General features: G+C 40.9%; 14 protein-coding genes and 2 pseudogenes. 9 read left to right on the top strand and 7 right to left on the bottom strand.

What is annotated here, in order from left to right; all coding sequences use genetic code 11:
* The 3 genes from V7L31_RS32035 to V7L31_RS32025 form a co-directional block, all read left to right on the top strand.
* A partial coding sequence (locus V7L31_RS32035) for a tetratricopeptide repeat protein (RefSeq protein WP_334699965.1) occupies nucleotides 1-1,142 on the top strand: 1,142 nt, incomplete at its 5' end.
* Nucleotides 1,139-2,614, top strand: a complete 1,476-nt coding sequence (locus tag V7L31_RS32030; protein WP_334699964.1) for a nickel/cobalt transporter — start codon at nucleotides 1,139-1,141, stop codon at nucleotides 2,612-2,614. The genes V7L31_RS32035 and V7L31_RS32030, both read left to right, overlap by 4 nt.
* Before the next feature lie 57 nt (nucleotides 2,615-2,671).
* Nucleotides 2,672-3,406 carry a hypothetical protein gene (locus tag V7L31_RS32025; protein WP_334699963.1) on the top strand — a complete coding sequence of 245 codons (735 nt, stop codon included), beginning with the start codon at nucleotides 2,672-2,674 and terminating at the stop codon, nucleotides 3,404-3,406.
* A 437-nt stretch (nucleotides 3,407-3,843) separates the two neighbouring features.
* Here the strand turns inward: V7L31_RS32025 and V7L31_RS32020 are convergent, their stop codons facing one another.
* The 6 genes from V7L31_RS32020 to V7L31_RS31995 all read right to left on the bottom strand — a co-directional run bounded on the left by V7L31_RS32020 (nucleotide 3,844) and on the right by V7L31_RS31995 (nucleotide 12,347).
* Nucleotides 3,844-6,072 (bottom strand): AAA family ATPase, encoded by a 2,229-nt coding sequence (locus V7L31_RS32020; protein ID WP_334699962.1) that lies wholly within the window; start codon nucleotides 6,070-6,072, stop codon nucleotides 3,844-3,846.
* A 255-nt stretch (nucleotides 6,073-6,327) separates the two neighbouring features.
* Nucleotides 6,328-6,591 carry a hypothetical protein gene (locus V7L31_RS32015; RefSeq protein ID WP_334699961.1) on the bottom strand — a complete coding sequence of 88 codons (264 nt, stop codon included), beginning with the start codon at nucleotides 6,589-6,591 and terminating at the stop codon, nucleotides 6,328-6,330.
* Nucleotides 6,592-6,840: 249 nt separating this feature from the next.
* Nucleotides 6,841-7,128 (bottom strand): hypothetical protein, encoded by a 288-nt coding sequence (locus V7L31_RS32010; RefSeq protein WP_334699960.1) that lies wholly within the window; start codon nucleotides 7,126-7,128, stop codon nucleotides 6,841-6,843.
* Between the two features lie 77 nt (nucleotides 7,129-7,205).
* Nucleotides 7,206-8,645, bottom strand: a complete 1,440-nt coding sequence (locus V7L31_RS32005; RefSeq protein ID WP_334699959.1) for a hybrid sensor histidine kinase/response regulator — start codon at nucleotides 8,643-8,645, stop codon at nucleotides 7,206-7,208.
* Entirely contained in the window at nucleotides 8,642-11,371 is a 2,730-nt protein-coding gene (locus V7L31_RS32000) for a response regulator (protein WP_334699958.1), read from the bottom strand. The genes V7L31_RS32005 and V7L31_RS32000 overlap by 4 nt, the downstream gene beginning before the upstream one ends.
* Before the next feature lie 13 nt (nucleotides 11,372-11,384).
* The gene (locus V7L31_RS31995; RefSeq protein ID WP_334699957.1) at nucleotides 11,385-12,347 is read right to left on the bottom strand and encodes a phosphate/phosphite/phosphonate ABC transporter substrate-binding protein; all 963 of its coding nucleotides are present in this window, start codon (nucleotides 12,345-12,347) and stop codon (nucleotides 11,385-11,387) included.
* Between the two features lie 642 nt (nucleotides 12,348-12,989).
* Between V7L31_RS31995 and V7L31_RS31990 the strand changes: the two are divergent.
* The 6 genes and pseudogenes from V7L31_RS31990 (at nucleotide 12,990) to V7L31_RS31965 (ending at nucleotide 18,234) form a co-directional block, all read left to right on the top strand.
* Nucleotides 12,990-13,612: pseudogene (locus V7L31_RS31990) on the top strand (class I SAM-dependent methyltransferase).
* Between the two features lie 66 nt (nucleotides 13,613-13,678).
* Entirely contained in the window at nucleotides 13,679-14,452 is a 774-nt protein-coding gene (gene phnC, locus V7L31_RS31985; protein WP_334699956.1) for a phosphonate ABC transporter ATP-binding protein, read from the top strand.
* A 47-nt stretch (nucleotides 14,453-14,499) separates the two neighbouring features.
* Entirely contained in the window at nucleotides 14,500-15,435 is a 936-nt protein-coding gene (gene phnD / locus V7L31_RS31980) for a phosphate/phosphite/phosphonate ABC transporter substrate-binding protein (protein WP_334699955.1), read from the top strand.
* 162 nt (nucleotides 15,436-15,597) lie between these two features.
* On the top strand, nucleotides 15,598-16,410 hold the full coding sequence (gene phnE / locus V7L31_RS31975) for a phosphonate ABC transporter, permease protein PhnE (RefSeq protein ID WP_334699954.1): 813 nt from the start codon (nucleotides 15,598-15,600) through the stop codon (nucleotides 16,408-16,410).
* Nucleotides 16,411-16,509: 99 nt separating this feature from the next.
* Entirely contained in the window at nucleotides 16,510-17,502 is a 993-nt protein-coding gene (locus V7L31_RS31970; protein ID WP_334699953.1) for a phosphonate dehydrogenase, read from the top strand.
* A 258-nt stretch (nucleotides 17,503-17,760) separates the two neighbouring features.
* Nucleotides 17,761-18,234 carry an IS66 family transposase gene (locus tag V7L31_RS31965; RefSeq protein WP_442944527.1) on the top strand — a complete coding sequence of 158 codons (474 nt, stop codon included), beginning with the start codon at nucleotides 17,761-17,763 and terminating at the stop codon, nucleotides 18,232-18,234.
* Between the two features lie 9 nt (nucleotides 18,235-18,243).
* On the opposite strand, the pseudogene V7L31_RS31960 reads toward V7L31_RS31965, so the two are convergent.
* Nucleotides 18,244-18,781, bottom strand: a pseudogene (locus tag V7L31_RS31960) (Rieske 2Fe-2S domain-containing protein); the annotation flags it as partial.

Below are 18,781 nucleotides of genomic sequence, written 5' to 3'. Positions count from 1 at the left end.
TGTTAGCCGATCAATATTTGAGGCGCTTTCGAGAAATTGGAGATATAGACGATGTGTTACGAGCAGAACAAGCGGCACGTAGATCCCTGGCACTAGAGCCGCGCCATAATCAGGTTTCTTCGATGCTCCTAGCATCAGCTTTACTATCTCAACATCAGTTTCGAGAAGCTTTAAATGTGTTAAATAATTCATCTCTTGATAATCCCAATATTGTCTCGCTCTTGGCATCGATTCAGATGGAGTTGGGTGATTATGAAGCAACTCATCAACTCTTGCAGAACCTTGTACAAGAAGAATCGAACTCTGGTCATAACGCAGTTGTCGCCCGTTACTTAGAGTTAACTGGCAATCTAGCCTCAGCACGGCAACTGCTAGATGAGGCTATGCAGGAGATGGACTCTTTCTACACGACGAGCGCCGAAACTCGCGCTTGGTTTCATGTGCGGACTGGGGATCTGGCTTTTGCAGCCGGCGATTTTGCCCTGTCTGAGCAGCGATATCGGGAAGCTTTTGACCTCTTTCCACGGCATATAGCTGCGTTTACAGGACTAGCCCGCCTCTATGCGGCACAGCATCGATGGCAGGATGTTATAAATATCACAAACCAGGGTATAGAACTGATGCCGTTGGTAGAAACACTGGGGTATAAGGCTGATGCTCAAGTAGCTTTGGGAGACCAAAAAGGCGCAGCTGAAACTGAAGATTTAATCGGGGTAGTCGCTTACCTGAGCAAGGTTAAAGGAATCTACGATCGCGCAATGGCTGTCTACTACACTGAACATGGAATCCACTTACCAGAGGCACTAGAGATTGCCCGTAGTGAAGTAGCAGTGCGAGACGATGTATATGCAGAGGATACTTTGGCTTGGGCAGCTGCGGCTAATGGGGAATGGCAAGAAGCCCAAAAGGCAGCACAACGGGCAACTCGTTTTGGAACAGAAGATGCTTTACTGCAATTTCATGCTGGCATGATTGCGTTTCACTTAGGCAAGCGTGAGGAAGCAATAAAGCGATTAACTCAAGCTGTTAGCCTCAATCTTCAATTTCATCACAAGTATGCTGATGAAGCTCGTCAAGTCTTGGCTAACTTAGTACCCTCTGTCTCTTTTCCCACTCCTAACGCTATAGGGAGTTCTTCATGAAAAAGCTACTACATTACTTGGCTTGGAATATTGCAATCATCGCAATATGTTTATTTTGGATGCCGGAGGCGAATGCTCATCCTTTAGGCAATTTTACCATCAATCACTACGCAGGAGTGCAGGTAGCAACCGATGGGGTAGGGATTGATTATGTTCTAGACATGGCAGAGATTCCGGCTTTTCAGGAGATTAATCACTTAGATACTAATCGCGATCGCAAAGCTGAACCTGTAGAGACAGTTCAATACCCCGAACAAAAATGCCAGGAAGTCAACTCACATCTGGAACTGTCGATCGATAAACATCTGCAAGCACTGTCTTTGGTAAAATCAACAGTCGAATTTCCTCCAGGTGTCGGAGGATTATCTACACTGCGGCTGAGTTGTAATTTTCAGGGATCAATGGAGTTAGTCGGCGCGAATCAGTTAATAGAATTTGAAGACAAGTTCTACCCGCAGCGCTTGGGCTGGCGTGAAATTACTGTGGCTGCAAATGGCGTTCCCATTCAAGGTAGTTTCACCTCTAACAGTATCACCAACCGCTTGAGAGATTACCCCACTGAGTTACTTAGTAGTCCTCTCGACCAACGTCGGATTGACTTTAAACTCAATCCGTCTCTGACATCGAGCGAACAAGCGCCTCCACCGGAAGTTAAATCATCCAGCCGTTTAGATAATGCTTTGACAGGAAGAAGCAACGATATCTTCACTAGCCTAATTACCCAGGAAAATCATAATTTCCTGACTATCTTAATAGCTCTAGCGATCGCCTTTTTATGGGGTGGTTTACACGCCCTGTCCCCTGGTCATGGGAAAACGATAGTCGGTGCTTATCTAGTGGGTTCCCGTAGTAATGCCAAACACGCTCTATTCCTGGGGTTGACTGTGACGGTTACTCATACAGCTAGCATATTTCTTTTAGGGCTGGTAACACTTGGCACGTCTCAGTTTGTGCTGACTGAACAATTATACCCTTGGCTAAGTGTAATCTCTGGTCTGCTAGTAATTGGAATTGGTTTAAATTTGTTCATCAGTCGATTACAAGGTCATTCACACGACCATGAGCATGAAAACCATCAACACAGCCACGACCACCATCATCACCATCATCACCACGAGCATTCGCATCTACCGTCTCACGGTGATGTAAGTTCCATGAAGTGGTCTAGCCTACTAGCGCTGGGAATATCGGGCGGCTTGTTACCTTGTCCTTCAGCCTTAGTAGTGTTGCTGAGTGCGATCGCAATGGGACGAGTTGGCTTTGGACTAGCGCTAGTGTCTGCCTTTAGCTTAGGTCTAGCAGCAGTACTAACTGGAATCGGCTTAATGCTAGTCTACGCCAAAAATCGGTTTGAGCATTTGCCACTCCAGATCCCCAGGATCAAGATGTTACCCGTAGCAAGTGCCTTATGTATTACCCTAATTGGCTTAGGTATTACTTCACAGGCTTTGCTTGCTCATCCCTGGAACTAGATGAAAGTGCAATCATACAAAGCACTCAGTTTTGTAAAAATAACCTAGAACAACTATATGTCACAAGCAATTAAAGAATCCATCGTCTCAGAAAACAATCTATCTCATCGCTCTACCAAGTTTTCCAAAATAGCCAAGCTTAAGAGTTTGAGTAAGTGTTCATTTAATTTTTGGCAAAAATCGCTCTTACGTTCAATCCCTATTGCCTCTGCTGCGATGCCTGGGTTGGGCGTAGCCATAGCTCTATCTGTAAGTTTTATTTTGCCATCTCAGGCATCCACCATATCATATTCTGGTGATACAACAAACGCACCAACTTTTAACCGTCCGCAAACGGAAGGGTTTGAAGGTGGTACTAACCCACCCACATCACTTTCTAGTAATGGCACCGCCGTCCCTTACTACAGCCAGCCTTTCTTTGTTGATACTACAGGCTCATATAATGTTGTAGGTTCTCAAGCTTTCCTGGGCATCCAGTTCTTGTACCAAAACAGCTTCAACCCAATTACCCCATTAGTTAATTTACTCAGTGGGAATGATCCTTTTCCAGATGAAGGCACATCTGGTTTTAGTGGCTTGAGCTTAACTGCCAATAATCAATATTTTTTAGTCACTACTGGATTTGACAATAGCAATAACAGTTTTGGTACTTTTACCAATACCATCACTGGCCCTGGCAATATTACACTTGTCCCCGAACCTTCTTCAATCGCCAGCACAGTAGTCTTTGGGATTATTGGTAGCACCTTGATACTAAAGCGCAAACTAAAAAAGCTAAAATCTGTCAACTAACCTCCGAAGGAATCATCCAAATTTATTACTTATACCAATTCTCTGTAAACTTGCACTTAATAACTAATTTCTTTTTTTGCGTATTTTAGAGTTTGTTGAATAAATATTAAGTGCATATTGATGGATAATTGGTATTAACTTAACGGACAATTATCTGTTAATGGCTGAACCTAAAATTCCAAAACTAGTCATAACTAAAGATAGTCGTAGTTTATCTGAATTCATTGCTAGTTGTATATGATGAGTTTCTCATAAAATCTTATTTTGAGGAAAATATGAAACGATTTATCTTCATTTCTTTAATAACTGCTTTGTGCATAATCGGCTACTTTGAAATTAGCTTGTCACAGGCTGAAAAACTTTTTTGGCTGAATTTGAGTCTTTGAAATCCTCCCTCACGAAATTATTTCCCACTCCGCCCTCGTAATTTTCGCTGATTAGCTAATTTCTCTTTGCCATAAAATATCTGTAACTCTTGTCATCCCAGCTTTTAGATGACGGCGATACGTACTGAAAGGCAAATCTAGTAATTCAGCTGCTTGTTCTTGCGTGGCGGCGGGATTTAAATAAGTTCGATAAACAGCGCGGTAGAGTTTTTCATCACGCGGGGATGATTGCAAGGATTCAACTGCTTGTTTCACCAGATTTTGTAAAACTTTAACGCGTTGGCTTTGTCCACCCCAGGCATCGCGTCGGTGGACAAAGTGCGGCTTCTCGTCGGAGAGTTGCGTTTCCTTTGAACTCTCGCTCATACTTGCTTTTGTGGCAACTTGTTCTGACACGCTTTGCGAGAGTACTTCGTACACGCTCCGCGATCGCACTAATGGATTATTCTGTAATGCATCAGGACAACTAAAGTTACGTAACGCATTCTGCACCGCCTCCACAAATTCTGGCTGACTAAGAACTAACAGAGGTTCACCGACTGGAGTATTATCTACAGATTCTCCAGCAGTTGTAACCTCTTTTCGGGCCAAAATTTCCTTCCATGCGGCAGGTGATACAATTCGCCAGTCATGTCCATACACACCATAGTGTCTTCCCTCAACTGTAAAATCGGTTTCAGAAAGTCGTATTAAGTCAAAGTAGTTTAACATTGCTGTCCAACTATCTGCTTGGGCACAAGGTAGAAAGGTGTATGCTAACCCCGCTGTTTTCTGAAAATACTGCACAAAATTAATGAAAATTAGACTTTGGGTGGGAGAAACAGCTTGATAGGTGTCCCGCGCCATCCAGAAGCGGAAAATAGTTGCGCCTTCGCTAGGACGTAATGGTGCATGGGTTTGGAGATATTGCCAAGATACAAGAGCGCCCGGATCTGCACTCAAATCTTCGACAGTTGCTGTGTGCAATGCCACCATCATTGCAAATCCAGCAGGTTCGGAGTGCAAGTCACGAAATACTACTACATTCTGCGGTTGGCGCTTCAACCAGTGATCTGCTATTTTTGCTGATTCTTCGCCTTCGTATTCTGCTACCATCCCCAGCAGTGCGGTTTTGTCAGTTTCTCGCAGTGAGTCTGTCAATAAACTACTTTGCTCACCCCAGGTGAAACAGGATCGAATCGCCGAGTTATCCCGATGCAAAAAAATATAATCAAGTAGCACTCGATGCTTTTCTTGCCCTTCGGTTTGTCCTAGTCGTTTAGTATAATATTGACGCGCTCGGTGGTGTAATTCCGTGTAAAATTCCGAATTACGCCAACGCAAGTCAGCAATTAAAACTTCGCGTGCTAAATCGTGGGGAAATAAACCCAATTGCCCTGATTCGATAAACGACAGTCCGCGCAACCACTCAAATAAATCGTGAACATCAGGTATTTCCCCTAAAGAGTGAGCCTCACCAGCCGAAGTATTTTGAGGCACAGCCAATATTTGATTTAATGCGGCTTCGGTAGTAACCCGGATCACCGCACAAGCTTCTAAAGCCATACGGTGTACAGGCGTTGGTACTTCTTTTATAAATCTTGACAACAGTGTTTTAACAACATTGGGAGCAGATTCTGCTTGAAAAGAGATTTCTTTTCCCTGAGCAAACACCTCAGCAACCAAAGATAATGCTAGAGGATGTCCGTGGGTAAAATCTAGAATCGCCTGGTGTTCTGTAGTGGGAATATCTCGTGTGGTGAGATAAGTTTGACTTTCTTCTGGGGTAAGATTGCGTAGGGGCAAACTGTGCATCAAAGCTTGCCAACCTGGATCGCTACACCAACTAGATGAGGGGGGATTGCGTCCAGCAATCACAATTAAGGTATTAATAGACAAATGGGGTAAGAATCCTTCCCGCAACCATTCATCTAGCTGGGTAATAGCTTCGTATGTGTCAATTAAAATTACATTACGTTCTTGTCTTTGGGCTAGCACATGTAAAGGAGAATCTGATTCATTCAATCCCATCAACGAACGCAACGTGCTAACAAAAGATTCGGGCGCAGCTTCTATATTACGTCCTTCTACGTAGATAGTTGATATTTTTGACCGTTCACAAAAGCGCAAAAACTGCTGCATGAGGGTTGTCTTGCCCACACCACCAGGGCCAAAGACGTGCAAAATGTGAAAAGGTAATTCTCTTGATGCGATCGCATCAAGAAATAGCTCCACTTCCCGCTCACGTCCCACGAATTTGCGATTTCGTTCTGCACTTAGTCGCTGTAATAGAGATGTCATTGCCATCCCTTCCTTAAATTTTACGTAGAATTACTGTTTTAAAGTATGAAGGATATTTTTGATTTCTAAAATCTACTTTGACAAAATTTATAAATAATGTTGATAGTGGTAAATATCTAGCGATCGCCAATTCTCATTTTAAGGTTTAATGACATTAAACCCCTTGCAGCAGGTAGGGTTGATAAATTTCTAACGAATGTAGGAATATAGCGATCATCTCTGTAATTAATCGGGTGAGCTTTGTGAGGATGTGACCTAAATCGCCACCAGCCAATCACAGACCACAGACGTACAGCCGCTCCCAAAGTTAACCCAAACCTGCCACTGCCCCAGATATCCGTTCCATATTGGCTCTCCATCAGCAACGCCGACAGCCTCGCCAATTGTGGAAACTAGCTCATTGTAAAGGGAGCCAGCGCTATCTAACCCAAGCTGCATTTTCAGCTTTAGCCCCTTCCAAGCAAGGGTTGCAGGACTTTCAACCTGATTTAATGTTGGGGCAATATCAATAGGTCTCATGTCACTGACTGGCGTGGCTAACACTATATTAACCTGAGTTCGCGTTAAGCCAGAAGCTAAAAAGCTTATTCTGTCAGGATTGAATAAAACTGGAATTGTTCAAAGCAGGGATAAAAGTGGAATCATTTTGTCAATAAGGTTCACAAATGAAACTAATCTCAGCAATATGTCTTATTGACAATAGATAAAAACAGAGCTTTAGACCGAACAACGATAATTCAAGGCTTTTGAGGATTTCTTATCCCGAACTCAGGTTATATTATTAGTGACTGACACCGACTCCCTAAGAAACAGTTCATCCCGATTTAACCACTGCCCAAAAATCGAATCACGCTCATCATCGAGTGGAACAAACTGGTAAACACACTCCCGATTTTCCCTTGATCCCAAATGCCCGACATAATCCAATTTCAAATCAATTTTGGCAAGTAACTTTTGAGCGATCGCCACAGGAGTAAATTTTTCTGAGATAGTCACATTTAGATAATTTTTGATAACGTGCCGATGCGTTACAGCCAGCACTTTAAACTCCAGCATCCTTATATTTAATTGTAACCACCTACTTAGTGCCGCATTTTGACGTTGATTAGACTGTTTTGTAACTGCGTAGTTATTTATGCTTTTTGACTTAGTAAAGGAATTTCAATACAAAATTCTGTCCCTTGCCCCGGCTCAGATACAAAAGAGAGAGTCCCACCATGTTTCTCCTCAATAATTTGCCGACTTATAGATAAACCCAACCCTGTACCCTTTCCTATCGATTTGGTAGTAAACATTGGTTCAGATAACCGTTGTTTGACTTCTTCTGTCATACCGATGCCATTATCAGCAATTTTAATTACTACAACTGAACTTTGTTGATCTAGAGTTGTGCGAATCGTGATTTTTCCGTTATCTTCTACCGATAACAAATTAACGCCATTTACTGCAATTTGGCGAAGGTTTGCAACATAGTTGCTCTTAGTTAGCAATGACTCCTCTATAGCGTCTATTGCATTAGCAAGGAGATTCATGAAAACTTGATTCAGTGGGCCTGGAAAACATTCTACAGATGGCAAAGTTCCATAATCTTTAATAATCTGAATTTCGGAACGTTCTGAGTTAGCTTTTAAGCGATATTGTAAAATCAATAGTGTGCTATCAATACCTTCATGAATATCTATAAGTTGTACTGCTGAATCATCCCGACGTGAAAAATGCCTAAGAGAATGAATCATCTGTGCTAGGCGCTTTGTTCCTTTGTACATAGACGACATAATTTGCGGAGAATCTTGCATTAAAAAATCAATATCAATCTCATCTATTTTTTGCTGAATTTCTACTTCAGGATTGGGATAATATTTTTGATAAAGTTGAAACAGATCAATAAAATTTTGGGTGTATTCAGAGGCATGATTGAGATTTCCTAAAATGAAGTTGACTGGATTGTTAATTTCATGGGCAATTCCAGCGACCAACTCACCAAGGGTAGACATCTTTTCTTGTTGTACCAGCCGAACTTGAGCTTGCTGAAAATTATCAAGTGCTTGAGATAGTTGCAAAGTACGTTCTTCTACCCTTTGCTCTAACTCTTGAGTCAGCTTTTGTAACTTGGTTTCGACTGCAAGACGGTCGGCTATTTCTTGTTTAAGTTGCTGATTATGACTTTGGAGTTGCTTAGTTAGATTACGAATTTTTAGATGTGTCTTGATACGAGCCAGTACTTCTTCATGCTCAAACGGTTTAGTAATGTAATCTACTGCTCCCAAGCTCAAACCCTTTACTTTATCGACAGTTTCAGAGAGAGCTGTCATAAAAATTATGGGGATATCACAGGTTATAGGATTTAACTTTAAACGCTGGCAGGCTGTAAATCCGTCAATTCCAGGCATCATTACATCTAAAAGTATGATATCAGGACAAGCGTATTCAGCTTGAGCGATCGCTCCTTCACCATTCACAGCAATCAATATTTCCCAACCTGTATCCATTAATGCTTCAGATAGTACTTCCAAATTATTGGGATTATCATCCACAATCAAAATTATGCCTGTCTCCAGAACAGGTATATTCATTGTTTTTCTCCTCGATATGGTTGGATAAATTCCCTAATTTTTTCAATTTGAAAGCTTTTAGCAAGTTGCTCTAATTGTTCGGCAAATAGTATAAACTTCTCATCCAAAAGTTTCATTTTTTGGGCTTGCTCTCGAATGCCTTTGATATTACCTCTCATCGCCAAATCAAATAGTTTCTCGATTTCTTCAGGTGGTGGAGAAATTAAGCAAATGTCTGATAGCGATGAATCAACAGAGGTAACTTTTAGATTTTGGGTTTCGTCGAATTCTTCTTGACTGTGGGGCAAATCATAAATCCACTCAAATTTTAAGTGCTTCTGTAACTTCTGGAACAATTCATTAGCTTGCACTGGTTTAGGTAGAAAATCGTTGCCACCAACCTCTAAACTCTCATGCTGGTCAGATTCAAATACACTGGCAGATGAAACAATTATTGGTAAATTATCAAATGGCAACATACGCAAGTTACGAATCATTTCTAAGCCATTCATGACTGGCATAGACAAGTCAGTGATAATTAAATCAGGTTTCAACTCGACTGCTTTATCTAAGCCGTCTTGACCATTAGTTGCCTCCGTTATTTCAAAACCAATATCACTTAATAAATTGATAACAATAGAACGGTTTTCCCGATTATCATCTACGAGCAAAATTTTCTGCTTATTGCCAGTAATCCCAACAATTGTGCTTTCAGGAGTTACGACACCACTATTTTGGTTATAGATAGTGTTTACTGTCCCATTTCCAGATTTTTCTGGTACAGTTTCATACACCCATTCAATTTGTAAATATTTTTCTAGCTTCTGAAGTAAATCATCAGCATGTACAGGTTTAGGTAAAAAATCGTCTGCACCAACTCCTAAACTTTTGTGTTGGTCAGATTCAAACACGCTAGCAGATGAAACTATGATGCTCAACTCCTGAAACTCTTCTTGCTGGCGCAGGCGACGTGTTAATTCAAAGCCATCCATGACGGGCATTGTCAGGTCTGTAATGATTAAGTCCGGCAGAAATTGCATAGCTTTATCTAAACCTTCCTGACCGTCACTTGCCTCTATAATTTCAAATCCAATCTCCTCTAATAGATTTATAACAACAGAACGGTTTTCCCACTTATCATCTACAATTAGGATTCTCCTCTTTCCAGTAGCAATTCCGATAATTTTACCAGCAGACACCACTCTACCTGATTGCATCCAATCCACTGATTCTTGTAAATCCAAGTCAATCCAAAAAGTGCTGCCCTGACCTATTTCACTTTTTACTTGGATTGTACTATCCATTAATTGCACAATTCGCTGACTAATAGCTAAACCTAACCCAGTACCTTCTGATTGCTTTTTAATCTCTCCGACTTGCTCAAATGGTAAGAATATTTTCTCTACCTGTTCTTGACTCATACCAATTCCCGTATCGATGATTTGAAATCGAATTCTATGAATTGGTTTTTGGTTACTTTCATTGACTAAAAATTGGTCTACAAAGCTAATAGTAAATCTCACTCCTCCTTTCTCAGTAAATTTAATGGCATTACCTAGTAGATTAATTAAGACTTGTCGCAATCGTTTTTCATCTGCCCAAATGCCAATAGGTAGTTCTGAATTTGGTTGATAAATAAATGAAATACCTTTTTGTTCAGCACGAATTCGACAAATTTCTACCACGCTCTGGAGAAACGCCGGAAAATGGAAGTCACTTTTGTAAAGTTCCATTCTTTGAGCTTCTATTTTAGATAAATCTAGAATGTCGTTAATTAATGTTAATAGGTGTGAACCGCACTGGTGAATAATTCTTAAGCCGTCTTGCTGTTTATCAGTTAAACTCTTATCCCGTTGGAGAATTTGAGCATAACCCAGAATACCGTTAAGAGGAGTTCGCAATTCGTGGCTCATGTTAGCTAAGAACTCACTTTTGGCACGATTTGCTGTATCAGCAAGTTCTTTTTTTAACTCTAGGGAGCGATAGGATTCAGCTAGAGTTCCTGCCATTCGGTTAAAAGCTTCTGCGAGTTCTTGGATTTCGTCTTCGGTTTGAATATTCAGACGGTATTCTAGATTGCCATCTCCAATTTTTGCTGCTCCCTGTTGGAGCTTTTGAATCGAGCGAATTACTGGTAAAAGGATTAGCAATAACTGACCCACAAAAACTAGCAGAATGGACAACAGCAGAATTTGTCTGGCAAGTTGAGTAGTCTGTTTAAAGTTATTAAATTCTTGCTTTGCGAAGCTATCCTGTTGCTGAAGCTTTTGAGTTAATAATTTTAAGTAAAGTTCAATATCGCGAGAAAAAGCGTTGATTACTCGAAAATCCTGTTGGGATTCAGCTAATTCTAAGGGCTTATCTGTGTTAGATTGATTGGTTAATTCGATTATTAGATTAGCAAGCAAGCTATGGCGATCGCTAATCTTGACTAACTCTGACTTTATCTCTGGCTTTAAATTTTGTAACTCAGCCAAATTTTTAGTAAATCCAGATAGGGCTTCCTGATATTTCACCAGATTGGAAGCATCGCGTTTGAGCAAGATCATGTCCTTAAGCGCGGCTACTTCATTATTCAAAGAGAGATTTATTTGCAGGATGGTCGTCAAAGCCTGAGTATTTTTTGCCTGGGTATCCTGTGCTTTTTGTTCTGCTTGCCTGATAAAGAGGTCGCCTCCAATTTGGGTAGAGGCAACCAATCCCAGAACGATCGCAGACGATCCAATACATTTGGTCGTTATCCGCATATCTTGGTTAGCCTCATTTGCTGGAAACTCGTTTTTGCAACTCTCTAACGATGTCGTAATCTCCGTCTTGCACCAAAGTGTAGCCAACTCCAATACCGCCTGTAGGGTCTACAAGACCTGCTGGAGCGTCAATCAATGCCTTTTTCAAGTTATCTTTCAACTCGACGGAGACTTTACTAGATGCAACAAGAGGTACGCTAGGAAGCGGGACAGATTCCCAGATAATTGTGTATTTCTTGGGGTCAATCTTCCCTTCATTGACTTGATCGGTATAAGAGCGACGATCGTCTGCGATCGCATCTACTTCCCCCTTGACTAAAGCTTGTTTTGCTTTATCATGGCTGCCAGCGAAGATTACCGAGCTAAAGTCTCGTTCAGGATTAATATTTATTTCCTGAAAATGAGCTGTTGGTACGACATATCCAGATGTCGATAACTTGGTGACGAAAGCAAATCGCTTACCTTTCAAATCCTTGAGGGTTTTGATGCCACTTGCCTTGCTGACAATAATTACAGCTGTGTACCAAGGTCGTTTTGTTTCTTTATTAATTTGAGCAACCAATGGCTCAATCTTGGGATCACGGCGATGAGCTTCGATGTAACTGGTGGGTGCAAGATAGGCAATATCTACCTTTTTTTGGACTAATAAATCAATGGCTGTTTCGTAGTCCTTAGTAATTTCAAATTTAAAGGGTCGTTTTAGTGCTTTGCTCAGGTAGTCAGACAAAGGTTGGAGTCTCTTTTCTTGTTCGGCTGAAACCTGCCAGGGAATCACCGCCATTGTAATGGTTGCTTGTTCTTCTCCGGCGGTCGTGCTAGCAGGCGACTGAGCAGTGTTTGGCTGACTTGCAGATGAACTTTCACGAGTTGGAGTACAGGCCATGCCAAATATGGCGATCGCTAATACTGAGGTAAAAAAAGCAGTCTTTCTACCAAGAATATGGGTTACAACTTTACAAAAAAGTTGCTGGTGCATGGTTTTTATCCTTTTGGAGCCTGTTCTCTTCAGAGAGGTTTCACATTTATTAATCCCAAAATGGTGTACATTCTCTCACTTGAAAAGTAAATAGTCATCATGAACCAATATGCTTCAGTTAAGGCTAAAATCCTTTGCCAAAGTCAATTTTTTAACGAACCGCTATCGCGCAGCGTCTCGTTAGAGAAGGATACAAAGGACGTAAAGAGAAGGAAGAAACGCTTAACTGAACTGTATTGCATCATGAACTACATACACCAGAACACATCAAAAAGGGATTGGGGATTATAGACTAGTATTTTTTACTTAGCACTGGGCAAACCCTCGCTATCCGCTGACAGCATTCAGTACCAAAATAAATTAGCGATCGCTCAGTGTTTTTCACACTACTGGCAAATGGAGAAGCCTTATGCGATTCTGTTGGAAAATCATTTTAATTCCTTTCCTCTGAAGGCGTTAATTATTCTTGCCATCCCAAAATAAACGTCAAGTCAAGATTGCTGAATTTTGGCTTCTGAATTCTTCTTTAGTGAACTTGAGATTGCCTAATAGGAATTACTTCTGTTAAGCTAATAAATGTATATTAGAATACAATTATTAAAAAAGATAAGCCAACTTGAAACCCTTATTACAGAAACCAGCATGAGCGAAACTACAGTTCGCAAACAGTACAACCAATTAGCTGCCGTTTACGATCTACGCTGGAGAGATTATATAGTTAACACACTGTCTTTCCTTAAAACCTGGGTAGAGATATCACCAACAGATATTGTACTTGATATTGCGTGTGGTACTGGTGAGTTTGAACGTTTACTACTAACTGAGTATTCATCGCAACAAATTGTTGTTATAGACATTTCAGAGGAAATGCTGGCAATCGCTAAACTCAAATGTAGTGCTTATCCTCAAGTATCATTTCAGATAGCAAGTGCATCAAGGTTGCCATTTGACAGTAATAGTTTTGATGTAATTGTGTCTGCTAATTCGTTTCATTACTTTAATGAGCCACTTGCTGCATTAAAAGAGATGAGACGTGTGTTAAAGCCTGATGGTGAAGTCGTTATTTTAGATTGGTGTAGAGATTATTTAATTTGTAAAATATTTGATTTAGTACTTAAGATTTTTGATCCGGCTCATAGTGTTATACCCAAAATGAATTGCACCGCTTTCTTAAAGATGAAATTTTTGTGGTTTTTCGTGCAACAAAAACTCGTTTTGGGATTGTGTGGGGATTGATGGTAGTTACAGCAAAACTCAAAACTTAAACTAATTTTATATCATAAAACTTTACCATAAAATTTGACATCTTATCCCTAAAATGACTAGTAAATATGATTCAACTTGATCGTCTAAGTATGACTTATAAAGGCGGAGTAATAGGGATTAAACCTATTTCTCTGAGCTTTATAAAAGGTCAGTTCACTGTTATTTTGGGAGCATCTGGTTCTGGAAAATCAACTTTACTGCGCTGTCTTAACTATCTTAATCGCCCCACAACTGGTACTGTGATAGTTGAAGAATTGGGGAATCTACATAACCGTAAGGTGTTGTATGAACATCGCAAGCGTACAGGGATGATTTTTCAGCAGCATCAACTTATTAGTCGGCAAACGGCTCTTGGGAATGTATTAGTGGGTCGTTTAGCGTACCATTCAACACTACGAAGTTTCTTTCCTTTGCCCAAAGCAGATCAGTATATTGCCTTAGAATGTTTAGATCGGGTTGGACTTTTGCATAAAGCTCTAACACGAGTGGATGCTCTTAGCGGGGGTCAACAGCAAAGGGTTGGTATCGCACGCGCCTTAGCACAAAAACCACAATTGATTTTGGCCGATGAGCCTGTTGCTAGTCTCGATCCGACTAGCGCTCACAAAGTCCTTTCATTTCTGCGCCAGACTTGTCAAGAAGATGGAATTTCTGCAATCCTCAGTCTGCACCAGATCGATCTCGCAAGAATTTACGCGGATCGAATTATTGGGTTATCTCAGGGAAAGGTTGTTTTAGATGGTAAGCCAGCAGATATCAGTGCCTACCAATTAAAGCAACTTTATAGTGACAAAGATAGTTCTCACGATCAAGGCTTTCAGGAAACTATTAATTCCTAATGGCTAAATTTCCTGTACTGTTTTTATATTAATTTAGGATAACCTCAATGACTGTTTTACTAAACAAGCGATCGCTTGTCTCAATGACACTAATTATGGCTACCTTAATCGGTTGTCAAAGTCCCAGTAACCAATCTGCAAATAAGCAATCAGGTTCTGGCAATAGTCCAGTCGTCGCATCAGATTCGGCTGACCCTCAAACCCTAAAAGTAGCTTTATTACCTGATGAATCTCCTTCAAGTTTGATTAAAAAAAATGAAGGATTTAAAAAGTATCTTGAGACAAAGCTACAAAAACATATTGAACTTGTCGTTACAACTGACTACTCCTCGATGATTGAGGCAGCAAGTAACAAGCGTATTGATTTAGCTTATTTTGGGCCACTTTCTTACGTTTTGGCAAAAACCAAGAGTGATATTGAGCCATTTGCAGCTTTGAAGAAAAACGGTAAAACTACTTATCAGTCTGTGATCATTGCTAACACAGCTAGTGGTGTCAAGTCACTAGCAGAAGTCAAGGGTAAAACGGTAGCCTTTGGAGACCAAGCATCTACTTCCAGTCATTTGATTCCTAAATCAATGCTGGCAAGTAGCGGATTGCAACCCGGCGGAAAAGACTACCAAGAGGCGTTCACAGGTTCACATGATGCTGTAGCATTGGCAGTTCAAAATGGTAATGCTCAAGTTGGTGGCTTGAGTAAACCCATCTTTGAATCCTTAATTGAACGCAAAGTAATTGATTCTAGTAAAGTTAAGGTGATTGCAGAGTCTAAAGAGTATCCTGAATATCCCTGGACAATGCGTTCTGATTTAGCACCGCCACTAAAAGAAAAAATTCGTGCAGCATTTCTTGCATTGAATGATAAAGATGTTCTTAAACCCTTCAAAGCTGATGGTTTTGGAGCCGCGAAAGATAAAGATTATGATAGCATCAGAGACTTAGCAAAAATTCTTAATCTTGATATTGCCAAGTTGCAAAAGTAATTTATAAGAAGAATTCAGGAATCAAAATTCATACTGAATTCTGTTTTTACTCAGTACTTTGCTATAAATAGTTTTCTTAATTGAAACTCTATCCCTTTATGAATAGAGTATTCTGAATTATGAATTCTGACTCCTGATATTTTGAATTTGGAGCGAAACGACGTGACACTTCCTAATCCTCTACCAGCTTTCGATCGGCTACTGAAACAACAACGGCGGCAATGGTATCGAACGATAGTAACCTGGGCGATCGCACTTTTGGCTGTAGCTATATGTTGCTTTCTGGTTGGACTTTGGGACGAGAAACGCCTTTCAGATGGCATTCCCAGTATCTTAAACTTGCTACATCAAATGCTGCCTCCAGATTTTAGTGATGCCCGAAACTGGGTCAAACCTTTATTTGATACGCTGGCGATGAGTGTTGCAGGCACTGCGATAGCCATTGTCTTCTCGATGCCTTTATCTTTATTAGCGGCTCAGAACACAACTCCCCATCCCTTGCTATTTCAAGTTTCACGCCTGATTCTCAACGGCTTGCGCTCTGTGCCAGAGCTAATTATGGGTATTATCTTTGTGGCAGCTGTTGGCTTTGGGGCATTACCCGGAACCTTGGCGGTGGGATTTCACTCGATTGGCATGGTCGGCAAATTCTTTGCAGAATATATTGAACTGGTCAATGAAGCACCGCTAGAAGCAGCAAGAGCTGCTGGTGCCAACAAGGTGCAAGTGATCTATCACGGAATTTTGCCGCAGGTATTACCACAAATGATGGATCTGACCCTTTATCGATGGGAATATAATTTTCGTGCCTCTACGGTTATGGGAGCGGTAGGGGCTGGTGGCATCGGGTTTGAGCTAATTGGCGCACTTCGCCTGATTAATTATCGGGAAGTTTCAGCAGTGCTACTAGTAATTTTGCTTATGGTCATTCTGGTTGATGGTTTTAGTAGTTATCTTAGAAAACGTTTAGTCTAAGCACGGTGCAAATAAACTAACCGTTCCAGAATAACGAAATGCTTACGCTGTATTCATTTTTAATTTTTAATTCCACCTTGCGGTACTAGGAGGTTGCTGATGAAACCCAAAGTTGTAATTACCCACTGGGTTCACCCGGAAATTATTACAAACTTAAGTGAGCATTGTGAGGTAGTTGCAAATCCAACTAGAGAGACTTTACCGCGTGAAGAAATTCTTAAGTTGGCGCAGGACGCTGAAGCTTTGATGGTTTTTATGCCAGATCGAATCGATGAGGCGTTTCTGAAAGCTTGTCCAAAATTGAAGATTATCGCCGGAGCATTGAAAGGTTACGATAACTTTGATGTTGATGCCTGCACTCGTCAAGGTATTTGGTTCACCATCGTCCCTAGCTTATTGGCTGTACCAACGGCTGAGTTGACCATTGGATTGATTATCGGGTTAGCCCGTCAGATGTTGCTAGGCGATCGCTTGATTCGTCAAGGCACGTTTGCAGGTTGGCGGCCACATCTATACGGTATAGGATTAGCAAACCGAACACTAGGAATTGTTGGTATGGGGAGTCTGGGACAAGCTCTCGCTCAACGGCTTTCCAGTTTTGAAATGAACTTGATTTACACCGATGCGATACCTTTACCCAAGGAAAAAGCAGCAACTTGGTGCTTGTCACAGGTTTCCCTAGATACGCTATTGGCAACTAGTGATTTTGTTGTGCTGATGGTTCCTCTACAACCAGAAACATTTCATTTGATCGATGAGAAATCTTTAGCACGGATGAAACCAGGGAGTTTCTTGATCAATCCGTGTCGCGGCTCAGTAGTTGATGAACAAGCGGTCAGTGATGCTTTAGCCTCTGGACATTTAGCAGGTTATGCAGCTGATGTGTTTGAACTAGAAGATTGGGCCCGTAGCGATCGCCCGTCGAAAATTCCTCCATCTTTGTTAGAAAAACAAGACCAAACCTTTTTTACTCCCCATTTAGGATCTGCGGTGGATGATTTACGATATGACATCGCTATAGAAGCATCTCAAAATATTTTACAAGCCTTACAAGGTCATTCTCCTCAAGGAGCAATCAATTGTCCAAGTTAAAAGTAAATTGGAGAATTCTTAAGCAATAAAGACTACCAATCCTCTCTCCAGAGAAACCAAATCCAAAAGATTCACCGCAATGTTATAGACATCTTGCAAAAGTAACAAATGCCAAGATGTTGCGGTGCATGTTTGCATGTTAAAGGGGAAGGGAAAATTCCATACCTTTCCCCATTCCCCTTTTCCCCACTTCTGCAAGAAGTCTTATGGAGTGCGATAGCGTAACCGCCGACTTGATAGCGATAGCCGTTACAATCCATGAACAAGTTGCTGCTTTTAGCTTGCAATTACAAGCATCGTTATCCTAAAGGTATTGCCAAAAATATTGTTGCTCGTCTGACTCAACTGTATGAGCAAATTCTACAACGAGGACTGAGTTTTCACTCTTCTCAATCACCCCTAACCCGCAAAGGTAATCGTGGGCGGGTGAAACGACGTGTTGGTCATAACTTGTTGTTGCGGCTTCAAAATTTTCAGAGTGATGTTTTACGGTTTCTGACAGAACCTGATGTTCCCTTTACCAATAATCAGGCAGAACGTGACTTGCGGATGATGAAATGTAAGCAGAAGATTTCCGGTGGTTTTCGCTCCTTCGATTTTGCGGTTTCATTTGCGAATATCCGTTCTTTTCTTTCCACTGCTTTTAAGCAGGGTCTTAACTTACTGGAAGTTATTACTCAGGCGCTACTTGGTAATGTCTGTGTTTTTCTCGCCTCAATTACTACTAGCTAGGCAGTTACGTTAATTTTCATATAATTCAACCACGGGTAAACCTTTTTTGGGAATACTACTGAGAAAGCGCTCTCGAATTAAATCTAATTTATAGTTGAAAATTAAACTTAATATGCCAAATACAATTAGTATAACAACTATGTTTATAGGGAGATTAATTACGATTAGTAACAAAGCTAAAATCGTCAATCCCAGCGTCAAGTTTTGACAAAAATTTTGGACTTTATCTATAAAAACTAGAGATTGCCGACAACTAGGGCAATGTTTTGTATGTCTGTGCCAGATATCGTATAATTGCTCATCATTTAATTCTTGAAAAGGTGCTTCTGCTACTCCCTGCCATACAGGTTTCCCACCGGCAAACTCATCTAGCCATTTCCGAAAAGTAACGATGCCAAGGTCAGCTAATGATGGCATAAAATATGACTTTTGCCAAGTTCTATTTCCCACAAATTCGTTAACAGCTTGGGAGTGCATCATTGATAAATCTTGGTTACTCAACTTATAACTAGATGAATGTTTTAACCCAGTTTGTAAATATTTGGGC

This window comes from Nostoc sp., from assembly GCF_036916655.1.
Lineage (GTDB): Bacteria > Cyanobacteriota > Cyanobacteriia > Cyanobacteriales > Nostocaceae > Nostoc.
This window is presented reverse-complemented; position numbering and strand designations above follow the sequence as displayed.

What these genes read in the sequence shown, in the direction of transcription:
- phnD (WP_334699955.1), top strand. Translation starts at nt 14,500, where the DNA reads ATGACTGTTTTACTAAACAAGCGATCGCTTGTCTCAATGACACTAATT.
- V7L31_RS32025 (WP_334699963.1), top strand. Translation starts at nt 2,672, where the DNA reads ATGTCACAAGCAATTAAAGAATCCATCGTCTCAGAAAACAATCTATCT.
- V7L31_RS31965 (WP_442944527.1), top strand. Translation starts at nt 17,761, where the DNA reads ATGAACAAGTTGCTGCTTTTAGCTTGCAATTACAAGCATCGTTATCCT.
- V7L31_RS32030 (WP_334699964.1), top strand. Translation starts at nt 1,139, where the DNA reads ATGAAAAAGCTACTACATTACTTGGCTTGGAATATTGCAATCATCGCA.
- V7L31_RS32010 (WP_334699960.1), bottom strand. Translation starts at nt 7,128, where the DNA reads ATGCTGGAGTTTAAAGTGCTGGCTGTAACGCATCGGCACGTTATCAAA.
- V7L31_RS32020 (WP_334699962.1), bottom strand. Translation starts at nt 6,072, where the DNA reads ATGACATCTCTATTACAGCGACTAAGTGCAGAACGAAATCGCAAATTC.
- V7L31_RS32015 (WP_334699961.1), bottom strand. Translation starts at nt 6,591, where the DNA reads ATGAGACCTATTGATATTGCCCCAACATTAAATCAGGTTGAAAGTCCT.
- V7L31_RS31995 (WP_334699957.1), bottom strand. Translation starts at nt 12,347, where the DNA reads ATGCACCAGCAACTTTTTTGTAAAGTTGTAACCCATATTCTTGGTAGA.
- V7L31_RS31970 (WP_334699953.1), top strand. Translation starts at nt 16,510, where the DNA reads ATGAAACCCAAAGTTGTAATTACCCACTGGGTTCACCCGGAAATTATT.
- V7L31_RS32000 (WP_334699958.1), bottom strand. Translation starts at nt 11,371, where the DNA reads ATGCGGATAACGACCAAATGTATTGGATCGTCTGCGATCGTTCTGGGA.
- V7L31_RS32005 (WP_334699959.1), bottom strand. Translation starts at nt 8,645, where the DNA reads ATGAATATACCTGTTCTGGAGACAGGCATAATTTTGATTGTGGATGAT.
- phnC (WP_334699956.1), top strand. Translation starts at nt 13,679, where the DNA reads ATGATTCAACTTGATCGTCTAAGTATGACTTATAAAGGCGGAGTAATA.